This window comes from Nocardiopsis potens DSM 45234 (assembly GCF_000341105.1).
GTDB lineage: Bacteria > Actinomycetota > Actinomycetes > Streptosporangiales > Streptosporangiaceae > Nocardiopsis_A > Nocardiopsis_A potens.
In genome coordinates, this window is the sequence record NZ_ANBB01000068.1 from 1 (window position 1) to 22,490 (window position 22,490).

Consider the following 22,490-nt stretch of genomic DNA (forward strand, 5'->3'; position numbering starts at 1 on the left):
CCGTTGGTCTTGACCTTCGCTCTGCGGGGCGCCGCGCCGGACCGACCGGCCGGTCCCCCTCCCCGCCGTCGCCGCCTGCTTGAACCCCCGCTCCGCGAGGCGCCGCGCCCGGACGGGGATCCTCCCGTCCCTCGGCCCTTCCCGGGATCCTCGGTGCAACGGCCGCTTGCCGACGAGGCGCTCTGATGGGGCCGCAACGTCGAGATCATCGCCCTGGGGCGGACCCGCGGACCCGCGGACCCGCGGACCCGCGGGTCCGCGGGTCACATCCTGTCGACGCCGGTCACCTGGAGCACCGCGTGGCCCTCCTCGTCGGAGGCGGTCAGGTCGACCTCGGCGCTGATCCCCCAGTCGCGGTCGCCCGCCGGGTCCTCGAAGACCTGGCGGACCCGCCACAGGGCGTCCTCCGGGACCTCCTCGATCAGCAGCAGCTTGGGGCCGCGGGCGTCGGGGCCGGTGCCGATCGACTCGTGCTCGGCGTAGTACTCCTCCAGCGCCTCCCGCCACTCCTCGGCGTCCCAGCCGCCCTCGCCGTCGAGGCGGCCCAGCTCGGTGTAGCGGCGCAGCGCGGCCAGCTCGACCCGGCGGAACATCTCGTTGCGGACCAGCACCCGGAACGCGCGGGTGTTGGCGGTGACCGGCTTGTGCCGCTCCTCCAGGGCCGACTCCCGCTCCTCGTCCTCCTGCGGGTTGGTCAGCTGCTCCCACTCGTCCAGCAGGCTGGAGTCGACCTGGCGGACCAGCTCGCCGAGCCACTCGATCAGGTCGCGCAGCTCCTCGGTGCGGGCGTCCTCCGGGACGGTCTGGGCGAGCGCCTTGTAGGCGCCGGCCAGGTAGCGCAGCACCAGCCCCTCGGAGCGGGCCAGCTCGTAGAAGCCGACGTACTCGGTGAAGGTCATCGCCCGCTCGTACAGGTCGCGCGCGATCGACTTGGGCCGCAGCGGGTGGTCGCCGACCCACGGGTGCCCGCGCCGGTACACCTGGTAGGCGTGGTCGAGCAGCTCCTCCAGCGGCTTGGGGTACTCGATCTCCTCCAGCCGCTCCATCCGCTCCTCGTACTCGATGCCGTCGGCCTTCATCTCGGCGACGGCCTCCCCGCGGGCCTTGTTCAGCTGCGCGCCGAGGATCTGCCGGGGGTCGTCCAGGGTCGCCTCGACGACGCTGAGCACGTCCAGCGGGTACTCCGGCGACTCCCGGTCCAGCAGCTCGAACGCGGCCAGCGAGAAGGTGGACAGCGGCTGGTTCAGCGCGAAGTCGGGCTGCAGGTCGACGGTGAGCCGGGCGGTGCGGCCGTCCGGACCGGGCTCGGGGATCCGCTCCACGATGCCGCCGTCGATCAGCGACCGGTAGATCGCGATCGCCTCGCTGATCTGCCGCCGCTGCGACGCCCGGTCCTCGTGGTTGTCGGTGAGCAGGTGGCGCATCCCGGCGAAGCAGTCGCCAGGGCGGGCGATGACGCTGAGCAGCATCGCGTTGCTCACCTTGAACCGGGACTTCAGCGGCTCGGGGGAGGCGGCGATCAGCTTCTCGAAGGTGGACTGGTCCCAGCCGACGAAGCCCTCGGGCGCCTTCTTGCGCACCACCTTGCGCCGCTTCTTCGGGTCGTCGCCCGCCTTGGCCAGCGCCTTCTCGTTCTCCACCACGTGCTCGGGGGCCTGGGCGACGACCTTGCCCACGGTGTCGAAGCCGGCCCGCCCGGCCCGCCCGGCGATCTGGTGGAACTCCCGCGCGCCGAGCCGGCGCACCCGGGTGCCGTCGTACTTGCTGAGCGCGGTGAACAGCACCGTGCGGATCGGCACGTTCACCCCCACCCCCAGGGTGTCGGTGCCGCAGATGACCTTGAGCAGCCCGGCCTGGGCCAGCCGCTCCACCAGCCGCCGGTACTTGGGCAGCATGCCCGCGTGGTGCACGCCGATGCCGTGCCGCACGTACCGGGAGAGGTTCCGGCCGAACCGGGTGGTGAACCGGAAGTTCCCGATCTCATTGGCGATCGCGTCCTTCTCCGCCCGGGTGCACATGTTGATGCTGGTCAGCGACTGGGCGCGCTCGACCGCCTGGGCCTGGGTGAAGTGCACGATGTAGATGGGGGCCTCCCGGTTCTCCAGGAGCTCCTCCAGGGTCTCGTGCAGCGGGGTCTTCCGGTAGTCGTAGTAGAGCGGGACCGGGCGCTCCGCGGAGCTGACCACGGAGGTGGTGCGGCCGGTGCGCCGGGTCAGGTCGTCCTCGAACCGGGTGACGTCGCCCAGCGTCGCCGACATCAGCAGGAACTGGGCCTGGGGCAGCTCCAGCAGCGGCACCTGCCAGGCCCAGCCGCGCTCCGGGTCGCCGTAGAAGTGGAACTCGTCCATCACCACGGTGCCGATGTCGGCGTCGGAGCCGTCCCGCAGCGCGATGTTGGCCAGCACCTCGGCGGTGCAGCAGATGATCGGGGCGTCGGCGTTGACGCTGGCGTCGCCGGTCATCATGCCGACGTTCTCGGTGCCGAACATCGCGCACAGGTCGAAGAACTTCTCCGACACCAGGGCCTTGATCGGGGCGGTGTAGAAGGCGCACTCGTCCCGGGCCAGCGCGGCGAACAGCGCCCCCGCCGCCACCAGGCTCTTGCCCGACCCGGTGGGGGTGCTCAGGATGACGTTGCTCCCCGAGACCACCTCGATCAGGGCCTCTTCCTGGTGCGGGTAGAGGGTGAGGCCACGCTCCTCGGCCCAGGAGGCGAAGGCCTCGTAGACGGTGTCGGGCTCGGGCCGGGCCGGAAGAAGATCGATGAGACTCACGCTCTCCATACTGCCCTCTTCAGGACACCTCGCGATCCATTCCGCCGCGGCGCCGGTCCGGGCGGGCGTCCGTCCGGATGTGCCGGCCGGACACCGGCGGCGGGCCGTCCGCGACGGGGACGCGGCCGGACGGCGCGCCCTCCGCGGGCAGCGCGAAGTCCAGCTGGACCAGGCCGTCGCGGGCCATCGGGATCCGGGACGCCCGCGGGGCGTGGCCGGGAGCGGACACCAGCAGGGTGAGTCGGCCCTCCGGCAGGCCGCGGCCGAGGTAGGAGCCGTCGGCGCGGCTCTCCAGTACGGCGATCTGCGTGCCGGAGGGGTCCACCACGCCGACCACGGCGCCGGCGACGGGGGTGCCCGCCTCGTCGGTCACCCGGCCGATCAGGGAGAGCGGGGCGCCGGGGAACCGGTCGGGGTCCCCGGCGGCCGCGGCGGTGCGCCGGCGCGAGCGGTCCCGCCAGGTCGCGGCGGCCAGCAGCGCGGCGCCCAGTGCCAGCCAGCCGCCGAGCACCGCCAGCGCGGGGAGCAGCCCGGCGCCGTCGAAGTAGAGCACGGCGCGGATCGCGTCCAGGGCGCGGCCCATCGGCAGCACCGGGTGCAGCGCCTGGAAGAACTCCGGGACCATCGGCAGCGGGATCGCCCCGCCGCTGGAGGGCATGCTGAGCAGCACGAACAGTGACATCGCCACGCCCGGCAGCCACTTGGTGACGAACGGGGCCAGGCCCAGGCAGGTCCAGGAGACCGCCTGGGTGAGCAGGAAGGCGATCGGGACGACCCGCAGGTCGTGCGGGATCGCGTCGATCGAGACCGCCACCGCGTAGCAGAACGCCGAGGTGAAGGCGCCGAAGCCGAGCACCGCGAGCAGCTTGCCGCCGCGGCGCATGGCCGGCGCGTGCGCGGACAGCATCAGCACCGCGATGTAGCCGGTCAGAGTCCAGGTCAGCACCAGGTAGAACAGCGACATGCCCATCCCGTCGCCGGGGGCGGCGGGTGCGGTGTCGGTGATCTTCAGTTCGGCGCCGTCGTGCGCGGCGACCGGGGTGAAGGCGGCCACCGCGGTCTGCTCCAGGGCGGCGCCGAGCGAGCCGGCCACGACGAGCTCGTGGCCGGCGGGGGAGTAGCCGGCGACGGCGTCGCGGTCGTGCACCGCGCGCTCGGCGTCGTCGACCGGGGTGACGTCGAACCCGCCGGGGGCCGCCTCCTCCAGCGCCACCGAGACGGCGGCCGCGGCCTCGCCGCCCTGGACCGCCACCGGCAGCTCGCGCGGGTGCGGGCTGTGGAACGGCAGCAGGTAGCAGAACATGAAGCCGACGGCGAAGAGCACCGGGAACCACAGCGCGTTGGCCAGGGTCTTCACGGTCTGCAGGGCGGTAGAGGCGGTGTCGGAGGGCGGCACGGTCTCAGCGGGCAAGGCTCACCTCGGGGTTCACGGGGCACGGGGAGGGGACGGCGCAGAACGGGGGATCATCCCACCATAGAGCCGAACCTGCAGTACTGCAAAAATGCAGTAGTGTAATCTTCGGTGGAGCGAGAGGGGCGGCCGATGCCGAAGGACGGCCCGGAGGGCCTGCGCGAACGGAAGAAGCGGATGACCCGCGCGGCGCTGCGCACCGCGGCGGTCCGGCTCTTCTCCGAGCGCGGCCCGGAGGCGGTCACCGTCGAGGAGATCTGCGCCGAGGCGGGCGTCTCCCCGCGCACCTTCTTCAACTACTTCGCCGCCAAGGAGGAGACGCTCCTCCCGTTCACCCGGGACGACTGCGAGCGGTTCGCCCGGGAGGTCGCCGAGCGCCCCGGGCACGAGCGGCCGCAGCAGGCGGTGCGCGCGGTGCTGGAGGCGGCGATCGGCCGCGCGGTCGCCGGGCCCACCTGGAGGGAGGAGGCCGCCCTGCTCCGCCGCCACCCCGCCCTGGCGCACCGCGGCGTCGCGGCCACCCGGTCGCTGCGCCGGGCGCTCACCGAGGGCCTGGCCCGGCGCCTCGGCCCGCAGGCGCCCCGGCTCTACCTGCACGTGGTCGCCTCGGTGTCGGTCGCCGCGATGCAGGCGGCGGTGAACGCCTGGCAGGAGGACCCGGAGGAGGGCGACGTGCTCCGGCTGCTCGGCGAGGCGTTCGACCGGGTGGAGGCCGGGCTGGCCCCGCCGCAGGACTGACCCCGGAGACGCCGAAGGGCGCGCCCCCGGCGGAGGGGACGCGCCCGAGCGGTCGCGGCAGGCTCAGACCAGGCCGAGCTTGCGCACCGCCTCGCGCTCCTCGACCAGCTCCTGGACCGAGGCGTCGATGCGCCCGCGGGAGAACTCGTCGATGTCGAGGCCCTGCACGATCTCCCACTTGCCGTTCTTGGAGACGACCGGGAAGGAGGAGATGAGGCCCTCGGGGACGCCGTAGGAGCCGTCCGACGGGATGGCCGCCGAGGTCCAGTCGCCCTCCGGGGTGCCGTTGACCCAGTCGTGGACGTGGTCGATGGCGGCGTTGGCGGCGGAGGCGGCCGAAGAGGCGCCGCGCGCCTCGATGATCGCCGCGCCGCGCTTGGCGACCGTCGGGATGAAGTCGTTCTCCAGCCAGGACTGGTCGTCCACCGCCTTGGCCCCGGTGGTGCCGTTGACCTCGGCGTGGAAGATGTCCGGGTACTGGGTGGCGGAGTGGTTGCCCCAGATGGTCAGCTTCTTGATGTCGTTGACCGTCACGCCCAGCTTCTTGGCCAGCTGGGTCAGCGCCCGGTTGTGGTCCAGCCGGGTCATCGCGGTGAACCGCTCGGCCGGGACGTCCGGGGCGTGCGCCTGGGCGATGAGCGCGTTGGTGTTGGCCGGGTTGCCGACCACCAGCACGCGGATGTCGTCGGCGGCGCCGGCGTTGATCGCCTCGCCCTGCGGCTTGAAGATCCCGCCGTTGGCCTCCAGCAGGTCGCCGCGCTCCATGCCCTTGGTCCGCGGGCGCGCGCCCACCAGCAGGGCGACGTTGCTCCCCTCGAAGGCCTGCCGGGCGTCGTCGAAGATGTCGATCCCCTGGAGCAGCGGGAACGCGCAGTCGTCGAGCTCCATCGCGGTGCCCTCGGCGGCCTTCACGGCCTGCGGGATCTCCAGCAGGCGGAGCTTGACCGGGGTGTCCGGGCCGAGCAGCTGACCGGAGGCGATACGGAAGAGCAGCGCGTAACCGATCTGCCCGGCGGCACCGGTGACGGTGACATTGACGGGTACTTGGGCCATGACCTTCTTCTTCTCCTGGCTACGTAGGTGCGACCCGCGATGTTACTCCGCGGTTCGCCACGGCACGGCGGCCGCCCCCGGCCGAACCCGCACCCGCGCGCCCACCAGGCGACCCACCGCCCCCACCCTATTGCTCCAGCCCCGGGCCCGCCCCGGGAGCCCCCTTCCCGGCAAGCCGACGGCCGCCAGGGCCGTTCCCTATCGTCCGAGCGGCCGGGTCCGGCCGATCGGGGCGGGTAGGCGGAGGCCGCCCGCCCGAGTACCCTGGTCCTTGGATGAATGCAGAGGGGCCCCGCCGCGCGGCGGGGCCCCTCCTTCATGCCGCGGCTACAGATCGCCGCAGCGGACCTCTTCCAGGAAGGCGCGCCACTCGGTCGTAGGGAACTCCAGGTGGCCGAGCGTCCTGTTCTGCGTATCGCGGACCGCGGCCCCGCCGACGAAGTCGGCGACCTCGACGCAATCGCGGTTGGTGCTGCTGTAGCTGGACTTGCGGAAGTTCAGGTCGGATGAATGCATGTCGGCTCTCTACAGGTCGTTGTACAGGGACTTCATGAGCGTCACCGATTCGGCGGCCGAGAGGGCGGTCACCTGAAGATGGTCGAACACGTGCCGGTATTCGGCCACCTCGTCGGGCTCCTCCAGGAACAGGCCGTCTGTCCGTGCCTCCAAGAACACCAGGGACGAATCGAGCTCGTTCGGGAAATCCAAGATCACGAACGGCCCGGAGATCCCCGGATGGAGCCCTGCCGTGAACGGCAGTACCTGAACGGTGATCCCGTTGTCGGGGTCCTCTGCGGTGTCGATGAGGTGGCGGAGCTGGTCGGCCGCCACATCGTCTGCTGAGGGGAGGCGGCGGATGCACGATTCGTCGATGATCGCCCACACTGTCGGTGTCTGGTCGCCGACCAAGATCTCCTGCCGTGCGAGCCGGGCCTCGACCATGCGCGGCACGTCGCCGGAGGAGGCGTTCAGTCCGGCGCGCACGGACGCGGTGGCGTAGCCCTCGGTCTGCAACAGGCCGGGGATGACGATCGGCTGGTAGGTCGAGATGACCGACGCCTCACCCTCGAAGCCGACCAGTGAGTCACTGCCGAAGACATCGCGGAACTTGGTCCACCACCCGCGCTCCCTGCTCTGGCGAGCCAGGTTGAGGATGGCCTCGCGTTCTTCCTCGTCGTGGACTTCATAGAGGTCGAGGAGCTGTCGGATGTTCCCGACGTCGGGGCGCGTCCACTTGTTGCCCTCCATGTGAGCGAGGCGGCCGCGGCTCCACTCCAGGTCATCGGCGGCCTGCTCGATGGTCTTGCCGCTGGAGTGGCGGTAGGCGCGGAGGGCGGCAGACAGGCGCCGGCGGCGGACTGTGGGGCTGAATCTCCTGGTCATGGCACCTCTTCGCACGGTGGTAGGTCGATCGTACGGCGATCTACGCACAAGGGCATCTTTCGGAAACCTGGGTTCGGATTTCGTTCTCGTGCTTGCAAAGATTGGATTCCTAAGTTCATCATAGAAGGGCATTCATCCACGCCGCTTCCATCCAGCGGCCCATCACCAGGAGTTCGCCATGCGACTCTCGTTCCTGATCGCTGCGGCCGCGCTGCTGCGGCTCATCCCTCCCCCCGCGTCCCGGCGCGGCCGGCACGCCCGCCCGGAAGAAGGCGGCGGGGGCGGGGGCGGCGGCTCGGCGCCGCGCCCCCGCCCCTACGCCGACCAGGCCCCCGACTACAACGCCCTGTGCGACGCCACCGTGCGCCACGCCGCCCGCTGGTCCCTGGCCTACGAACCCGAGACCGCCGCCTGCTATGTCGCCCGCTCCCTCGTCGACGACGGCGTCGTGCTCGCCGCCTCCGAAGTGACCGAACTCGACCGGCTGCTCATCGAGTTCGTCCCGCCGCCCCGCATCCGCCCCTACGCCGTCGACCCGCAGGCCGCCGCCATGGCCCGCGCCTCTGAGCAGCGCCTGCTGGCCCGGATGATCCGAGAGGCGGCAGCGGCATGAACCACCGCGCAGAGGAAGGGCGGGCGGTCCGATGACCTCCGCCGAGAACCGCGCCGTCATCCGCGTCCCGCGCCCGGACGCCGTCCGCGCCGAACCCGCCCCCGAGGCCCGCGCCGTGGCCCTCGTCCTCGCCCCCGAGATCGAGGTGCTGCTCGCCGGCCCGGACGCCGCCGCCTACCTCACCCGGCTCGCTTCGGCCATCGCCACCGCCCGCGGCATGCTCCACCCGCAAAGGGGCGGGCGGTGACGCGGCGACACCCGCCCCCTCAGGAGCCGGTGACGGCGGAGCCCACCCGGTGCGGGGCATGGCTCCCCGGCCACCCGCACTCCTGCGCCCGCACCGCCGGCCACTCCGACGCACACGAGTCTGTCACCGGCCTCACCTGGGAAACCGCAGCGGAAGAGCACCCCGCCCGCCGCACCACCCCGCCGCTCCGGCCGGGTGGCGGGCGGGGCGAGCCACCGCGCACCTGAACCGCCCGCGCGCCGGAAAGGGGAACCCGGCGCCGACCCGGCCGGCACCTGCCTGAGAAGGACGAAGAGGCCGGCCACCGCCCGCCCGGGACGTCTCCACGCCCCGGGCGGGCCCGGGGCCGCCGGGGACGCCGTCGATGAAGGCGGCGTCCTGGCGGGTGCCGGTGCCTCGTCGCCCCAGGCGGTGGAGGCCGGGCGGCGTCAGCGCATTTCCGCGGAGGCGCGGACGGGGAACCTGACCCTGACCCGCAGGTGGTTCCCGAGGATGAACATCACGCGGACCTCGTCGCCGGGTGCGACGGGGCGGAACGGCTCCTCCAGTACGAGGCGGCAGCGGCCCGGCGCCATCGCGAACTCGCCCCCGGCGGGGACGGTGAACGTGTCGAGATCGACCGGCTCGGAGCCCTCGCCGCGGTCCACCGTCCGGCGGACCGCGACCTTCCGGTAGTCGGGGCTCAGGACCTTGACGACCTCGGCGTCCTCGCCGCCGGTGTTCCGGAGCGTGATGTAGCCGGCCGCGGGCAGGGCACCGGGCAGCCACCGGACCCAGAAGCTCCCGTCCACGGGTCCGATGTGCCGGGCGTTCATCCTGGAGGCCCAGAGGCTCTGCGCGGGCGCGCCTTCCGTCGCCACGAACACCTCCCTCACCGGAGGCCCCTTGCCCCCCGCGGCGACCCTATAAAGCAGAGAAGACGGCGACCGGCCCGGCCCAAAGGAGCCGCCCGGCAGGCTCTCCCGGTCGGCCCTCTCGCGTTCCCCGGCCCCCGGGAAGCGGCCCAGAGCCCCGGAACCCGCGTCGGCGGACATGACCGCGGAGAGCCTCCCTTCACGTTCGGTCGTCGGGGGAACCTCCGCTGTGTCACCGTCGTGCTACTGCGCTAGACTCGGCTCCGCTTGTGGATCGCCTACTGTGCAGGCGATTCCCGGGGCGGTAGCTCAGCTGGTCAGAGCAGGGGACTCATAATCCCTGGGTCGCGGGTTCGAGCCCCGCCCGCCCTACCTGCCCTGAACACGGAAAAACGCCGTTGACCTGCTGAGACAGGTCAACGGCGTTCTTGCGCCATGTGCGGCCGACCACGGCCGGATGCGGCCTCATCCGGTCGGCCGTGTCGAATACGTGCTGAAGTTCGGCTGCTGGGCCGCCTCCGCCTCGGGCTGTCCCCGGCCCCTGCCACCATCCGGGCATGACGTTCACGATCCCCGGCTCCCATGCCGAAGTCGGCCTGCTGACCGACTGGGCGCGGAAGAACCGCCCCGCCTCCCTCACCGCCGCGGAAGAGGCCCTGGAAGGGATGCGCGAGGGGCTGCCCGGTGCCCACCACCGGGCCGACGGGTTCCTCCGCTCGATGGAGCACTACTACGCGAAGAACCTGCCGCCGGAGCTCGAACCCTGGTTCTGGGACAGCGTCGTGCAGGGGCTGCTCCTGATGGGCGGCCCCAAGTGCCTGTGGGCCGCGGCCCGTGCCTATGCCAAGGCCAGGCAGGCCGAGGCCGACTACGGGCTGCCCATCGATACGGAGCACCACACCGGGCAGGCCCTCTTCATGGCCCGCCGCGGGGCCCTGCCCGCCAAGGAGGTGCGTGCCTTCCAGAAGTGGATCGCCGAGACCCTTCCTCCGCAGCGCGCCTACCCGGCCCTCCTCGAGCTGATGACCGCCCGCGCCGCCGGGGGCAGCGCCCCGGCGGCCAACGCCCACGGTCTTCTGGCCAAGAGCGCCAAGGCCGCCGGGGTGGGAGCGGAGGAGCAGGCCCGGGCCCTCGCCGGGCTGCTGGCCGCGTCCCGGGGCGCCGACGTCCCGGCGGCCCTGTTCAAGGGCGCGGCCAAGGTGTTCGCCAAGACCCGCCCCTCAACGGAGCACCTCGCCGCGTTCTGGGAGCTGTTCCCGCCTGGCCGATACTCGAAGAACGACGGCGGCGCGTGGCTGCACCTGCTCGACGCCTCCGGGGCGGTCGACGCCCTGGTCCGCGGTGAGATCACCCCCGAGGGCGGGGTGGCGGGCTGGCTGCAGCGGTTCAGCCGGCTGCACAAGCACGTGCGCAGCGGGCAGGGGGTCATGGCGCAGCGGATGCCGGCCGAGCTGTACGGCATCCTCCCCCGCCTGGCCCCGCGGCTGCGGGAGGAGGGGCACCCGATCGACACCTGGTCCTCGGAGGTGTCCTACAGCACGCTCGACGCCGCGTTCCTCGCCGCCTGCCTGGCCGAGGGGGTCCCGGTGCGGATCCCGGCGCGCGGCATGGAGTTCTCCTACCTCGAGGGCCCGCACCTGAGCGCCCTGTTCGCCCACCCGGTGCTGGGGCCGCGCGCGGAGCGGCAGGTCTCCCGCTACCACCGCGACCCGCACGACACGGTGCGCACCGGTGCGCGCAGCGCCGTCGGGCTCTTCCCGGAGGTGCCGGAGCTGGTCCCCATGGTGCGCTCCCGGGCCGAGCGCCTCATCGGCGAGCTCGGCGGCGCCGGCCTGCCCCGGGCCGCCGACAGCCTGCGCACCCTGGACAGCCTGCTGGACGCCGCCGCCGTCGCGGCGCTGGAGGGGATCGAGGACGACCTGGCCGCCGTCGACCCGGCCGGCCCGCTGCTGCGCGCCCTGCGCTCCGGGCTGCCCGAGGAGCTGGGCTGGCCGGCCTTCGACGCGGCCGTCGCCGAACTCGGCGGCCCGGACGCGGTGCTCCGCCTCTGCCCCTCCTGGCCGACCCTCACCCTGGTGGGGCGGGACCGCGCGATCGCCGTGGACCACACCGGGCGCCTGGCCGAGCTCGACCTGCCCCCGGCGGAGGGGACGGAGCAGGGGAGCCCCCCGGTGGTACGCCACCTGGACGGCCGCTTCCTCGTCGCCGGGGTCGGCGGGCGGCCGGGGACGGCGTACTGGTCCGACCGGCCCGATGAGGCCTTCGTGCCGGACCGGGAGCAGGACTGGGAGGTGTTCGACTGGAGCCTGGAGTACTCGGCCTACTCCAGGAGCGAGTGGTCCGGATACCGGTTCCGGCCGAGCCCGCTGCACTACCAGGGCGAGCAGATGACCGACGGCGCCACCGCCTGGTTCGGCGAGCACGGGATCGGCTCTTCCGACTGGTACGCCTGGACCGGGAGCGGCCTTGAGCTGGACCCGAGCCTGCCCGGCTTCTTCGCCGGCGGCCCGGGCGACGGCATGCGCTGGGACGGCAGGAACCTGTCCCTGGTCCGGCTCCCGGAGGGGGTGGACTCGCCGCTCGGCCACGCCGGCGGGCTCTCCGGGTTCCGCATCGCCGCCGCCACCGACCGCCCCGGCCCCTACTCCGACGACTACGTCATCGAGGGGGCCGACGGCCGCCGCGCCCTGCACCACCGCCCGCGCGCGATGGGCGCCCCCTACGCGATCCTGCGCTTCCCCGGCACCGGCACCGACCTCGTCGTCACCCAGGGGCGCGACACCGCCCACGACGAGGAGGCCTGCTGCTACTCGGCGGAGGACGGCACCCTCCAGTGGGAGGTGCTCGCCGCTCCCGCCCTGCGCCGCGAGCGGACCAGGGGAAGTCTGCCGTTCTACCCGCCGGTCGGCTTCTGGCACTTCCTCCGCCCCCGCGACCCGGACTCCTCCCGGGCCCTGCGCGGCGCCGGCCCCGACGAGGCCCGGGCCCTGCTGGAGGCGCACCTGGCCGGCGGTGGGGAAGGCGTGCTCCGCACCCTGGACGAGCGGCTGCCCGGGGTGGCGCACGGACCGGTCCGTACGGGCGTGGTCCGGGCGGTGGCCGCCACCGCCGGACTCCTGCGCGGCCGGGAGGAGCTGGTGCAGCGGGTCCGCGCCGACCGCGCCGGCTGACCCGCGCGGGTCGCCCGGGGATCTTGCGGGGCGGATCCACGAGCCCGGGTCCGGGCACCCGGAGAACACCCTCGACGGGGCGCGGGCCGCCTCCGGCGCCGGGGCGATCCCGGCCCGCGGCGCCGGGGACCGGCCCGGCGCCGCGGGCGCGGCTCAGCCCAGCCGGGCGGTCCAGGAGCGGAGGCGGTCGAGGAAGGTGCGGGCGGTGGGCGGCGGGGCCTCGGCGAGGGCCGCGGCGTGGAAGGCGTGCGGCATGCCCTCGTACAGGTCGACGGAGGCGTCCGTTCCGGCCTCCGCGGCGGAGGCGGCGAGGCGGAGGGTGTCGTCCAGGAAGAGCTCGTCCCCGCCGACCGGGAGGAGCAGCGGGGGCAGCCCGCGCAGGTCGCCGTGGAGCGGCGACTGGGGCGCCCGGTCCGGTGCCGCGCTGGCCAGGTACTGCGGGACGATGTGGCCGAGGGCCGAGGCGGGGAGCAGGTCCCGGCCCTCGTTGGCGGTGATGGACGGGGCGGAACCGGTGAGGTCGTTCAGCCCCGAGGCCGCGACCGCGCCGGCCGGGAGCGGGGTCCCCTCCTCCTTGAGCACCAGCAGCGCCGACAGCACCAGGGTGGCGCCGGCCGACTCCCCGAAGAGGACGATCCGCGGCGCCGGGACCCCCTGGGCGAGCAGGGCGCGGTAGACCGCCGCCACGTCCTGCACCGGGGCGGGGAACGGGTGCTCCGGGGCGAGTCGGTAGCCGGCGCGCAGCGCGGGCCGTCCGGCGGCCCGGGACAGCCGGTGCGCCATCACCCGCTCCAGCGCCGGGTTCTCGTGCTCGAACCCGCCGCCGTGCACGTACAGCAGCACACCGGCGCCGATGCCGGTCCGGTCGGCGTCGATCCAGTCGCAGGGCACGCCCCCGGTCTCCGGGAGCAGCGGCTCGGTGCCGGCGCCGTCCGGCAGCGCCGCGGAGAACAGCGCACCGGAGGTGAGCAGCTCCCGGACGGCGGTGCGCTCCTGCTCGGAGGCGGTGATGCGGGTGGTGGTCGGAAAAGCGGAAATGGCGGAGTTCCTTTCTGAACGGCTCATTCGGTGCAGTGGGAGCGGGTTTTCGGGCATGGCGGTGCGGCGCCGGAAACACCTCGGCCGGACCCCTCGGGAAAGGGGTCGGAAACGGCCGTCGGGAATGCCGGGGGCCGTTTCGGGAAGGAGGGTGCGGCGGCGCGGGCGCCGATGCCGGGAAGAGCGCGAAGTGCGCGATCGCCGACCGCTGCGGCGCCGGGGCGCCGACGGCGGCGTGGAGGAGGATCTAGAGCAGGCCGGGGAAGACCGTCACGGCGGCATCAACTCCTCAGGGTCGGGTACCGCCCGGCCGCTTTCCGGTCACGGAAAGGGGCGGTGCGATACGAGAGAAGATTGAAGCCGCTCTGCGCAATTCTGTCAAGGGAAAGTTCGGGGCGCGGCGGAGATTCCGGCCGGAATGAAACGGCCGGGCCGGTGCGGAGAGGCGGGGGAGCGCCTCTTCCCCGGGCGCGGCGGCGCCCGGGGAAGGACGGGGTGGGGCGGGGGCGGTCAGCGGCCGGCCGGGACCGGGGCGGCGGCCTCAGGGGAGGCGGCGGCGCCGGTGTCGGCGCCGGCCGGGGTGCGCCGCTCCAGGGAGCCGGAGACCAGCGCCAGCACCAGCGCGCTGCCGGCCAGCACGGCGCCCACCCAGTTGGGGGAGGTGTAGCCGAGCCCGGCGGCGATGGTCAGCCCGCCGAGCCAGGCCGCCAGAGCGTTGCCGAGGTTGAAGGCGCCGATGTTCATCGCCGAGGCCATGGTGGGGGCGGCCGAGGCGTGGTCCAGGATGCGCTTCTGCAGCGGCGGGACGGTGGCGAAGCCCAGCGCGCCGACGAGGAAGACCGTCGCGGCGGCCGCGGTCCGGTCGTGCGCGGTCAGGGTGAACAGCGCGAGCACCACGGCCAGCGCGGTGAGCGAGGCGTAGAGCATCGGCATCGGCCGGTGGTCGGCGAAGCGGCCGCCGACCAGGTTGCCGGTGACCATGCCCAGGCCGAACAGGACCATCAGCCAGGTGAGCGCCGAGGCCGGGTAGCCGGCGACCTCGGTCATCATCGGGGCGATGTAGGTGATCGCGGCGAACACGCCGCCGAAGCCCAGCACCGTCATCGCCATCGCCAGCACGACCTGCGGGCTGCGGAACGCGGCCAGCTCGTGCCGGATCCGCACGCCCTGCGGCTTGGGCAGGTCGGGGACGAGCGCGGCGACGCCCACCAGCCCGGCCACGCCCAGGGCGGCGACCGCGACGAAGGTGGTCCGCCAGCCGGCGGTCTGGCCCAGCAGCGTGCCCAGCGGTACGCCGACGACGTTGGCCACGGTCAGGCCGGTGAACATCAGCGAGATGGCGGTGGCCTGCCGCCCGGGGGCCACCAGTGCGGCGGCGATCACCGAGCCGATGCCGAAGAAGGCGCCGTGCGCCAGCGAGGCGACCACCCGGCCGGCCAGCATCAGGCCGAACGCCGGTGCGGCGGCGGAGAGCAGGTTGCCCGCGATGAACAGCACCATCAGCAGCATGAGCATCCGCTTGCGGGAGACCCGGGTCCCCAGGGCGGTCATCACCGGCGCGCCGGCCACGACGCCGAGGGCGTAGCCGGTCACCAGGAGTCCGGCGGTGGGGACCGAGACGCCGTACTCCGCCGCGACTTCGGGCAGCAGCCCCATGATCACGAATTCGGTGGTGCCGATCCCGAAGGCCCCGATGGCGAGGGCCAGGAGCGCGATGGGCATGAGTCGTCCTTAGAAAGATGTCTGCGCTGGTAACAAGCGAAGACAATAGTTGCAGACGCGGTATATATGCAAGCGCTGTACGATGGATCATGTCTTCGTGTGACGGCCGCCCCGCTTCCGGCGGCCGCCGACCGCTGAGGAGGTTCGGATGACCGCCACGGACCCGGCGATGACCGCTCTCGCCCAGGGCTGGTGCGCCCTGTCGCTGCTGCACGGGCGGATCGAGGCCCGCGTCGAGCGCGGCCTGCAGCGGCGGCACGGCATCAGCGTGCGCGAGTTCTCCCTGCTCGACGTGTTGAGCCGGCAGCACGACGGGGAGGGCGGCCACCTGCAGATGAAGCAGGTCGCCGACGCGGTGGTGCTCAGCCCGTCGGCCGCCACCCGGCTGGTCACCCGGCTGGAGGAGCGCGGGCTGCTCACCCGCTACCTGTGCCCCACCGACCGCCGCGGCATCTACACCGACGTCAGCGAGGCCGGGCGCACCCTCCTGGAGGAGGCCCGCCCGACCAGCAACGAGGCCCTCCGCGAAGCCCTCGACGAGGCCAAAGAGGACCCCGAACTGGCCCCGCTGGCCCGCGTCGTGGAGGACCTGCAGGCCGCGCGGACCGGCTGAGCGGACCGCCTCCGGGCGGAACGCCCCCGCTGGTGCTCCTCGCCCGCTCCGGGGACGACCGGTGCGGCGCGGGGGCGCGCCGTCCGGCCGCCTCTCCCGGCCGGTACCGGACGGGAGAGGCCGATCGGACCGCGCCCGGTCAGCCGATCCGCTTGTAGAAGAAGGTGCAGTCCCGCAGCGCACCGCCCGGGTCGGCGGCGTAGTCCGGGACGGTGCCGTAGCCGGTCCAGCCGGCCGAGGCGTACAGCCGGTCGGCGGCGCTGCCGGTCTCGGTGTCCAGGAGCAGCAGGGTCGCCCCGGTCGCCGCGGCGTGCCGCTCGGCGGTCTCCAGCAGCCGCCGGCCCAGCCCCCGCCCGCGCGCGGCCGGGGCGACCATCAGCTTGACCACCTCGGCCCGGTGCGCGCCGTTGGGCTTGGGGCTGCGCGCGAGGGCGACGGTGCCCGCCGTGCCCTGCGGCCCGCGGGCCGCCCACACGGTCAGCGACCCCTCCGCGACGGCGGTGCGCTGCGTCCGCCACCAGGCCAGCGCCTGCCCGCGGTCGAAGGGGGAGCGGAAACCCAGCGAGGCGCCGCCCGCGACGGCCTCGGCGAGCAGGGCGGCCAGCCCGCCGAGCTCGGCGTCGAACTCCTCGGCGGACAGGCGGGTGATGGCGTGCACGGCCGTGCTCCTTCGGGAGGGAGGGGAAGGGGGTGAGGGGCGGTCAGGGCAGGACGACCACGACGGCGTAGCGGGCCGGGCCGGGGCCGGGGCAGCGGAACCGGGACCGCCCCCACAGCCGGAACCGCAGGCAGTCCCCGGCCGAGAGCAGGTGCGGGGTGCCCTCCGCGGTCACCTCCAGCTCCCCCTCCAGGACCCAGATGTGCTGCTCCTGGCCGGGCACCGGCGGGCCGTCGTAGGCGATGTCGGAGCCGGGGAGCAGCGTCCCCTGGGTGACCTCGCCGCGCAGCCCCGCGGCCGGGGGCGAGACCGAGCGGCGGGTGAACCCGGAGGAGGCGTCCCGCCACACCGTCTGGTCCCCGGCCCGCACCACCCGCGGCGGCTCGGACTCGGCCTCGGCGAGCAGCAGGGAGAGCGTCCGCCCGTAGACCGCGCAGAGCCGGTTCAGCACGGCCGCGGTCGGGCTGATCTCCTGCCGCTCCGCCCGGGAGAGCGTCGACCGGCTCACCCCGGAGCGCCGCGCCAGCTCCTCCAGCGACCAGCCGCGCTCGGTGCGCAGCTCGGCCAGGCGCCGGGCCAGGCGGGCGTCGACCCCGTCGGCGCCGTCGGCACCGTCCGCTCCGTTCTCTCTCATAACCGGGAAGATATCCCGAATGCGGGAGGCTGGGGAACGGGGGGGAGGAGTGTGATCCGGGACGCCCCCGGGAAAGCGGAGGCCCCCGGCGGGAGGACGCCCCGCCGGGGGCCGGGAAAGCGGACGGGAGAAGGGTCAGAAATCGTCGGCGGTGTGCGGCAGCGACTCGGTGCGGAGGGCCGCGTCGAGCGCGGCCGCGGCGCCCGGGGTGTGCTCGGTGAGCAGTCCCGCCCGGAGCAGGTCCGCCGCCCGGGTGTCGCCCAGGTAGCAGGAGGCCAGGTCGCGCACGTCCAGGGCCAGGTCGGCCGGGCCCTCGGCCGGGGTGTAGGAGCAGCCGTCCGGGGAGGCCGCCAGCCGGTGCCGCCCCGCGTTGCCGGGGAGGTGCCCGTCGCGCACGTCCAGTACCAGGTCCACCGGGGCGGCCCAGGAGCGGGCCCGCAGGGCGGCGCCGGGGTCGAGCAGGCGGAGCCTGAGCTCGGGGGCGGTGGCGGTCACCCGGACCCGGTCCCGGTCGGCGGCGAAGAGCAGGAGCGGATCGTCGGCCGGGCGGTTCCAGGCCCGCACCTTGTCGGTCAGGTCGATCGAGGCGAGGTAGCGCCAGAGCGCGGCGGCCCCGGCCGGGGTGTCGGCCTCCAGGTCGTCCAGGCGCACTTCGGGGCGCCGGTCCTCGCCGAGGTCCTTGACCCGGTAGAGCGCGTAGCCGGTGATCGGCTCGCCGAGCACCACCACCCGGGGCGGGCCGGCCTCCTCCTCGTCCGGGTCCTTCTCCGGCAGCCACTCCTCGCGCCACCAGGCCTCGGTGCGGGCGATGCGGCCGGGGCGCTCCGCGCGGGTGCGCTCGTAGTACGGCCCGATCAGGGCGGGCGCCTCGGCCGGGTCGACCAGGCGCAGCGGGCCCTCGTCGGGGTCGATGCGCAGCCGCAGCGGGGTCCGCGAGTCGATCTCGATGGTCGTGCCCCGGGTCGCGGTCCCGTAGCCGAACCGGCCGTAGATGACGTCCTCCGAGGCCCACAGGGCGGAGACCGCCCTGCCGTTCTCGGCGGAGCGGCGGTGCAGCTCGCCGAGCATGCCGGAGAGCGCGCCGCGGCGGCGGTGCGTCGGGGCGACGCAGACGAACGAGACGCCGGCGCAGGGCAGGTCGCCGCCGGGGACCGAGAGGTCGAACCGGAAGGCCGCGGCGAGGCCGACGAGGGCGTCCCCGTCGTAGGCGCCGACGCGTTCGCAGCCGAGCAGCAGCCTGCGCTGGTGCCTGTACCGCTCCTCCTCCCTCTTCTCGTGGAAGGCGAGGTAGGCGAGGTCGAGCGCCTCGTCGAGCCGGGATTCTGGGACCTCGTCGAAGCGGAGGCCCGGGTCGTACTCCATGACCTCGGACGGTAGCCCCGGAGCGCGGCAGGGCGCACCTGGTTTTACCGGCGGGGCACCGGTCAGCGGGGCGGGGCGAGGTGCCGGAACCGCCCCGAGGCGTCCCTGCGGTAGCGGGCCCGGGACCCGTCGGGGCAGCGGAGGACGAGGGTGCGCCCCGGCAGGGGCAGGGCCGGGGCGGGGCGGCCGTCCAGCGGGCCGCCGTGCAGCTCGGCGCGGGGGAGCGCCGGCCGCGGGACGGCGTACCGGAGCACGGTCGCGGCGAGCAGGGCGCCGGCGCCGAGCGCCCAGCCGGGCGCACCGGTCCAGACCCAGAGCATGAGCGATCCGGCCACGGCCAGCAGGGCGGCGAAGGCCGCCTTCGCGGTGGACGGGGCCGGCGCGCCCCGGTCGCGGACTCCGGGCATGGTCCGCCCCCTCCTTCACGTTAGCGTACTAATGATTAGGACACTAATTGAATGCGCGGAGAAGGGCTCGGCGGGGTGCGGAAAGCGGGTCAGGCGGTGCCGGGGACGCCGAGGCGCCGCTGCTCGGCGCCGTCCGGGGCGGTGCTGAGCGCGGCGGAGATGAGCCGGTTCAGGGTGGTGTTGAGGGCGAGCAGGTCGGAGACGTCCATGCCGAGCCGCTCCATCATCCGGGAGGGGATGGACTCGGCCTGCTCGCGCAGGGCGCGGCCGGAGGGGGTCAGGCTGATCAGCAGCCGGCGCTCGTCCTCGGCGGCGCGCTCCCTGCGCACCAGGCCGGAGGCCTCCAGGCGCTTCAGCAGCGGGGAGAGGGTGGCCGGCTCCAGCTCCAGCAGGGCGGAGAGCTCCTTGACCGACAGCGGGGCGAACTGCCACAGCGCGAGCATCACCAGGTACTGCGGGTGGGTCAGGCCCAGCGGCTCCAGCACCGGCCGGTAGAGGGCGATCACGCTGCGGGACGCCACCGACAGGGCGAAGCAGACCTGGTGCTCCAAGGCCAGCGGGTCCTCGATCTCGGGAGTGCCCTCGCTCATTTCGGCCCCCTCGATGCGCGGTTCCGGAACGGTGTGCCACGATCCTACTGGTTCATAGTGCACTAACCATTCGTGCACTAATCGAATCTGCGGGCCGGTCCGGTCCGCATCCGCGAACGCACCGAGGAGGGGATCCCCCTGTCCACCGAGGCCCTGCCGCGAGCCGACTCGCGGCCGACGACGACCGCGGCCCCCGGCAGGCGGCCCGGGAGCCGGCTGGTCGGGCTCCTGACCACCACCGACCACAAGGTCATCGGCTACATGTACCTGGTGACCGCGATGGCCTTCTTCCTCATCGGCGGGGCCATGGCGCTGCTGATCAGGGCCGAGCTGTTCTACCCGGGGCAGCAGGTGATGTCGTACGAGCAGTTCAACCAGATGTTCACCATGCACGGCACGATCATGCTGTTCGCGTTCGCCACGCCCCTGTTCTCCGGGTTCGGCAACGTGCTGATGCCGCTGCAGATCGGCGCGCCCGACGTGGCGTTCCCGCGGATGAACCTGCTCTCCTACTACCTGTACCTGTTCGGCAGCCTCATCGTGCTGGCGGGCTTCCTGACCCCGGGCGGCGCGGCGAGCTTCGGCTGGTTCGCCTACACCCCGCTCTCCGACGCGGTCCGCTCCCCGGGCCTCGGCGGCGACCTGTGGATCCTCGGCCTGGTCATCACCGGGCTCTCCACCATCCTGGGCGCGGTCAACTTCATCACCACCGGGCTGTGCATGCGCGCCCCCGGCATGACCATGTTCCGCACCCCGCTGTTCACCTGGAACATCATCCTGACCAGCACGCTCGTCCTGGTGGCGTTCCCGCCGCTGGCGGCGGCGCTGATCGCGCTGGGCGCCGACCGGATGGTCGGGACGCACGTGTTCGACTCCGCGCACGGCGGCGCCGTCCTCTGGCAGCACCTGTTCTGGTTCTTCGGCCACCCGGAGGTCTACATCATCGCGCTGCCGTTCTTCGGCATCGTCACCGAGATCCTGCCGGTCTTCAGCCGCAAGCCGGTCTTCGGCTACAAGAGCCTGATCGGGGCCACCATCGCGATCACGGGGCTGTCCGTGACGGTCTGGGCGCACCACATGTTCGCCACCGGGGCGGTCCTGCTGCCGTTCTTCTCCTTCATGACGTTCCTGATCGCCGTCCCGACCGGGGTGAAGTTCTTCAACTGGATCGGCACCATGTGGGGCGGCCGGATCGTGCTGGCCACGCCGATGCTGTTCGCCATCGGGTTCCTGGTGACCTTCCTGTTCGGCGGCCTGACCGGGGTGGTCCTCGCGTCACCGCCGATCGACTTCCACGTCACCGACTCCTACTTCGTGGTGGCCCACTTCCACTACGTCCTCTTCGGCACCGTGGTCTTCGCGATGTTCGCCGGGTTCTACTTCTGGTGGCCCAAGTTCACCGGCAAGATGCTCGACGAGCGGCTCGGCAGGCTGCACTTCTGGGGCCTGTTCCTCGGGTTCCACATGACGTTCCTGGTGCAGCACTGGCTGGGCGCCGCGGGCTTCCCGTGCCGCTACGCCGACTACCTGCCCACCGACGGGTTCACCGAGCTCAACCAGATCTCCTCCATCGGCGCCTTCATCCTGGGCATCTCCACGCTGGTGTTCTTCTGGAACATGTGGGTCACCCACCGCAAGGGAGAAAAGGTCGAGGTCGACGATCCGTGGGGCTACGGCTGCTCGCTGGAGTGGGCGACGTCCTGCCCGCCGCCGCGGCACAACTTCACCTCGCTGCCGCGGATCCGCTCCGAGCGGCCGGCCTTCGACCTGAACCACCCGCACGCGGCGGACGCCTAGCACCCGGGGCGCGGGCCCTCCGCGCCCCGCTTCCGGGGAACGCGCGCGCCGCCCCTCCGGGCGACCGTAGTGTTGAGGGTGTGACGGATGCCCGGAACGGGCCGAGACCGGAGGGGCCGACCTTGACCGAGAACACCCCGGACGCGGAGGCGCTCTCCGGAGCGGTGTCAGCGGCCGACGTGGAGAAGGCGGCGGAGCGGTTCGCCGGGGTGATTCCGCCCACCCCGCTGCAGAGCGGTGAGCGGCTCTCCGAGCGGTACGGCCTGAACGTGCTGCTCAAGCGGGAGGACCTGAACAAGGTCCGCTCCTACAAGGGGCGCGGGGCGCTCAACCTGGTCCGGTCGCTCGACCCGGAGCAGCGCCGGCGCGGGGTGGTCTGCGCCAGCGCCGGCAACCACGCCCAGGGCGTCGCGTTCGCCTGCGCCTCCATCGGCGCCGAGGCCCGGGTGTACCTGCCGCGGACCACGCCCAGGCAGAAGCGCGACCGGGTGGCCCGGCTGGGCGGCGCGGCGGTGGAGGTCGTCATGGTCGGCGAGACCTACGACGACGCCGCGGCCGCGGCCCGCTCGGACGCCGAGGCCACGGGGCGGACGCTGGTCCCCGCCTTCGACGACCCGCGCACCATCGCCGGCCAGGGCACCGTCGTCAAGGAGGCGGTGGAGCAGCTGGGCCGCGCCCCCGACGCGGTGATCGTCCCGGTCGGCGGCGGCGGGCTGCTCGCCGGTACCATCGCCTGGCTCCGGGAGAACCACCCCGGGGTGCGGGTGATCGGCGCCGAGCCGGCCGGCGCCGCGAGCATGGCGCGCGCACTGGAGGCCGGGTACCCGGTCGAGCTGGAGCACATCGACCCGTTCGTGGACGGCGCCGCGGTGCGCAAGGTGGGCCGCTACACCCACGCGATCGCCGCCGCCGGGCGGCCGCGCATGGTCGCTGTCCCCGAGGGGCGGCTCTGCACCGAGATGCTCGACCTCTACCAGGTCGACGGGATCATCAGCGAGCCCGCGGGGGCGCTGGCCACCGCGGCGCTCGACACCGACCACGGCCTGCCCGAGGGCGCGACCGCGGTCTGCGTGGTCTCCGGCGGCAACAACGATGTGAGCCGCTACGCCGAGATCGTCGAGCGCTCGCTCATCCACGAGGGCCGCAAGCACTACTTCCTGGTCGAGTTCCCCCAGGAGCCGGGGGCGCTCCGCCGCTTCCTGGACGACGTGCTCGGGCCGGACGACGACATCACCCGGTTCGAGTACGTCAAGCGGAACAACCGGGAGACCGGCCCGGCCCTGGTCGGCATCGAGCTCGGCGCGCCGGAGAACCTCCAGCCCATCCTGAAGCGGATGGAGGCGGCCCCGCACCGGATCCAGCCGGTCTCCCCGGACAGCCCGCTCTTCGCCTTCCTGGTCTGACCCGGCCCCGGACCGGGTCGGAC

20 protein-coding genes and 1 tRNA gene are annotated in these 22,490 nt (G+C 73.5%); 8 read left to right on the forward strand and 13 right to left on the reverse strand.

Going from position 1 to position 22,490, the window contains the following annotated elements; genetic code table 11:
• Positions 1-263: 263 nt before the first annotated feature.
• Together D459_RS0126235 and D459_RS0126240 are read right to left on the reverse strand one after the other, a co-directional pair.
• A complete protein-coding gene (locus tag D459_RS0126235) occupies positions 264-2,783 on the reverse strand; it encodes a DEAD/DEAH box helicase (protein WP_017595972.1) in 2,520 nt (839 codons plus the stop codon).
• A 10-nt stretch (positions 2,784-2,793) separates the two neighbouring features.
• On the reverse strand, positions 2,794-4,185 hold the full coding sequence (locus tag D459_RS0126240; RefSeq protein WP_051065550.1) for a carboxypeptidase regulatory-like domain-containing protein: 1,392 nt from the start codon (positions 4,183-4,185) through the stop codon (positions 2,794-2,796).
• Positions 4,186-4,317: 132 nt separating this feature from the next.
• Between D459_RS0126240 and D459_RS0126245 the strand changes: the two genes are divergently transcribed.
• Positions 4,318-4,923: a TetR/AcrR family transcriptional regulator gene (locus D459_RS0126245; protein WP_017595974.1), complete on the forward strand. Its 606-nt coding sequence runs from the start codon at positions 4,318-4,320 to the stop codon at positions 4,921-4,923.
• Between the two features lie 63 nt (positions 4,924-4,986).
• Here the strand turns inward: D459_RS0126245 and D459_RS0126250 are convergent, their stop codons facing one another.
• The 3 genes from D459_RS0126250 to D459_RS0126260 form a co-directional block, all read right to left on the reverse strand.
• Positions 4,987-5,976, reverse strand: a complete 990-nt coding sequence (locus D459_RS0126250) for a malate dehydrogenase (RefSeq protein WP_017595975.1) — start codon at positions 5,974-5,976, stop codon at positions 4,987-4,989.
• A gap of 327 nt (positions 5,977-6,303) precedes the next feature.
• A complete protein-coding gene (locus tag D459_RS0126255; RefSeq protein ID WP_017595976.1) occupies positions 6,304-6,492 on the reverse strand; it encodes a DUF397 domain-containing protein in 189 nt (62 codons plus the stop codon).
• Positions 6,493-6,501: 9 nt separating this feature from the next.
• Positions 6,502-7,359 carry a helix-turn-helix domain-containing protein gene (locus tag D459_RS0126260; RefSeq protein WP_017595977.1) on the reverse strand — a complete coding sequence of 286 codons (858 nt, stop codon included), beginning with the start codon at positions 7,357-7,359 and terminating at the stop codon, positions 6,502-6,504.
• A 178-nt stretch (positions 7,360-7,537) separates the two neighbouring features.
• Between D459_RS0126260 and D459_RS0126265 the strand changes: the two genes are divergently transcribed.
• Positions 7,538-7,972 (forward strand): hypothetical protein, encoded by a 435-nt coding sequence (locus tag D459_RS0126265; protein WP_017595978.1) that lies wholly within the window; start codon positions 7,538-7,540, stop codon positions 7,970-7,972.
• Positions 7,973-8,003: 31 nt separating this feature from the next.
• Positions 8,004-8,219, forward strand: a complete 216-nt coding sequence (locus tag D459_RS0126270) for a hypothetical protein (protein WP_017595979.1) — start codon at positions 8,004-8,006, stop codon at positions 8,217-8,219.
• 428 nt (positions 8,220-8,647) lie between these two features.
• On the opposite strand, the gene D459_RS34750 is transcribed toward D459_RS0126270, so the two are convergent.
• Complete coding sequence (locus tag D459_RS34750; RefSeq protein WP_161634180.1) at positions 8,648-9,079, reverse strand: copper chaperone PCu(A)C; 432 nt, start codon at positions 9,077-9,079, stop codon at positions 8,648-8,650.
• Positions 9,080-9,371: 292 nt separating this feature from the next.
• Between D459_RS34750 and D459_RS0126280 the strand changes: the two genes are divergently transcribed.
• Both D459_RS0126280 and D459_RS0126285 read left to right on the forward strand, forming a co-directional pair.
• Positions 9,372-9,445 (forward strand) — tRNA-Ile (locus tag D459_RS0126280).
• A 185-nt stretch (positions 9,446-9,630) separates the two neighbouring features.
• Complete coding sequence (locus D459_RS0126285; protein ID WP_017595981.1) at positions 9,631-12,243, forward strand: hypothetical protein; 2,613 nt, start codon at positions 9,631-9,633, stop codon at positions 12,241-12,243.
• Between the two features lie 153 nt (positions 12,244-12,396).
• Here D459_RS0126285 and D459_RS0126290 read toward each other — a convergent pair whose 3' ends face one another.
• Together D459_RS0126290 and D459_RS0126295 are read right to left on the reverse strand one after the other, a co-directional pair.
• Positions 12,397-13,308 carry an alpha/beta hydrolase gene (locus D459_RS0126290; protein ID WP_017595982.1) on the reverse strand — a complete coding sequence of 304 codons (912 nt, stop codon included), beginning with the start codon at positions 13,306-13,308 and terminating at the stop codon, positions 12,397-12,399.
• 483 nt (positions 13,309-13,791) lie between these two features.
• A complete protein-coding gene (locus tag D459_RS0126295; RefSeq protein ID WP_017595983.1) occupies positions 13,792-15,003 on the reverse strand; it encodes an MFS transporter in 1,212 nt (403 codons plus the stop codon).
• A gap of 148 nt (positions 15,004-15,151) precedes the next feature.
• On the opposite strand from D459_RS0126295, the gene D459_RS0126300 reads away from it, so the two are divergent.
• The gene (locus D459_RS0126300) at positions 15,152-15,616 is read left to right on the forward strand and encodes a MarR family winged helix-turn-helix transcriptional regulator (RefSeq protein ID WP_017595984.1); all 465 of its coding nucleotides are present in this window, start codon (positions 15,152-15,154) and stop codon (positions 15,614-15,616) included.
• Between the two features lie 139 nt (positions 15,617-15,755).
• Here D459_RS0126300 and D459_RS0126305 read toward each other — a convergent pair whose 3' ends face one another.
• The 5 genes from D459_RS0126305 to D459_RS0126325 form a co-directional block, all read right to left on the reverse strand.
• Entirely contained in the window at positions 15,756-16,274 is a 519-nt protein-coding gene (locus D459_RS0126305; RefSeq protein WP_017595985.1) for a GNAT family N-acetyltransferase, read from the reverse strand.
• A gap of 43 nt (positions 16,275-16,317) precedes the next feature.
• On the reverse strand, positions 16,318-16,908 hold the full coding sequence (locus D459_RS0126310; protein ID WP_017595986.1) for a helix-turn-helix domain-containing protein: 591 nt from the start codon (positions 16,906-16,908) through the stop codon (positions 16,318-16,320).
• A 135-nt stretch (positions 16,909-17,043) separates the two neighbouring features.
• Positions 17,044-18,270 (reverse strand): GNAT family N-acetyltransferase, encoded by a 1,227-nt coding sequence (locus tag D459_RS0126315; RefSeq protein ID WP_017595987.1) that lies wholly within the window; start codon positions 18,268-18,270, stop codon positions 17,044-17,046.
• 62 nt (positions 18,271-18,332) lie between these two features.
• Positions 18,333-18,677, reverse strand: a complete 345-nt coding sequence (locus D459_RS32905; protein WP_017595988.1) for a hypothetical protein — start codon at positions 18,675-18,677, stop codon at positions 18,333-18,335.
• Between the two features lie 89 nt (positions 18,678-18,766).
• The gene (locus tag D459_RS0126325) at positions 18,767-19,267 is read right to left on the reverse strand and encodes a MarR family winged helix-turn-helix transcriptional regulator (RefSeq protein WP_017595989.1); all 501 of its coding nucleotides are present in this window, start codon (positions 19,265-19,267) and stop codon (positions 18,767-18,769) included.
• A gap of 153 nt (positions 19,268-19,420) precedes the next feature.
• Here D459_RS0126325 and ctaD point away from each other — a divergent pair, with 153 nt between their 5' ends.
• Together ctaD and ilvA are read left to right on the forward strand one after the other, a co-directional pair.
• Positions 19,421-21,064 (forward strand): aa3-type cytochrome oxidase subunit I, encoded by a 1,644-nt coding sequence (gene ctaD, locus D459_RS0126335; protein ID WP_086003924.1) that lies wholly within the window; start codon positions 19,421-19,423, stop codon positions 21,062-21,064.
• A gap of 122 nt (positions 21,065-21,186) precedes the next feature.
• A complete protein-coding gene (gene ilvA, locus D459_RS0126340) occupies positions 21,187-22,467 on the forward strand; it encodes a threonine ammonia-lyase IlvA (RefSeq protein WP_017595992.1) in 1,281 nt (426 codons plus the stop codon).
• Positions 22,468-22,490 lie beyond the last annotated feature (23 nt).